This is a genomic window from Streptomyces sp. NPDC003284 (assembly GCF_053589675.1).
This window is the reverse complement of record NZ_JBSFSI010000045.1, coordinates 1-1,022: the sequence shown is the minus strand read 5'-3', so window position 1 is coordinate 1,022 and position 1,022 is coordinate 1. Positions and strand designations below refer to the sequence as shown.

Genomic DNA, 1,022 nt, shown 5'->3' with positions numbered 1-1,022 from the left:
TCCGACGCTCCCACGGCTTGTAGGCACACGGTTTCAGGTACTATTTCACTCCCCTCCCGGGGTACTTTTCACCATTCCCTCACGGTACTATCCGCTATCGGTCACCAGGGAATATTTAGGCTTAGCGGGTGGTCCCGCCAGATTCACACGGGATTTCTCGGGCCCCGTGCTACTTGGGTGTCTCTCAAACGAGCCGCTAATGTTTCGACTACGGGGGTCTTACCCTCTACGCCGGACCTTTCGCATGTCCTTCGCCTACATCAACGGTTTCTCACTCGTCCCACGGCCGGCAGACCGTAGAAGAGAGATCCCACAACCCCGCATACGCAACCCCTGCCGGGTCTCACACGCATACGGTTTGGCCTCATCCGGTTTCGCTCGCCACTACTCCCGGAATCACGGTTGTTTTCTCTTCCTGCGGGTACTGAGATGTTTCACTTCCCCGCGTTCCCTCCACTTGCCCTATGTGTTCAGACAAGGGTGACAGCCCATGACGACTGCCGGGTTTCCCCATTCGGAAACCCCCGGATCAAAGCCTGGTTGACGACTCCCCGGGGACTATCGTGGCCTCCCACGTCCTTCATCGGTTCCTGGTGCCAAGGCATCCACCGTGCGCCCTTAAAAACTTGGCCACAGATGCTCGCGTCCACTGTGCAGTTCTCAAACAACGACCAACCACCCATCACCCCGGGACAACATCCCGAGTGCACTGGGGCCGGCAACCCGAAGGGCGAGCAACGCTCGCACCCTCAGACACCCAACAGCGTGCCCGACACAGACTCGCCCTCGGACTCACGTTCCACGCCGAAGCAGTACTAGTGATCCTCAGAACCATCCGTGCCGAGTAGTCAACGTTCCACCCATGAGCAACCAGCATCAGACATTCGCTGATGTACTGGCCTCTGACCAGCCGAAACCGGTAAGAAGTGCTCCTTAGAAAGGAGGTGATCCAGCCGCACCTTCCGGTACGGCTACCTTGTTACGACTTCGTCCCAATCGCCAGTCCCACCTTCGACAGCTCC

Annotated in this window: 2 rRNA genes; both read right to left on the bottom strand. The window is 58.4% G+C overall.

What is annotated here, in order from left to right:
• Nucleotides 1-632 (bottom strand): 23S ribosomal RNA (locus ACWDYF_RS37180); the annotation flags it as partial.
• Between the two features lie 305 nt (nucleotides 633-937).
• Nucleotides 938-1,022 (bottom strand): 16S ribosomal RNA (locus ACWDYF_RS37175); the annotation flags it as partial.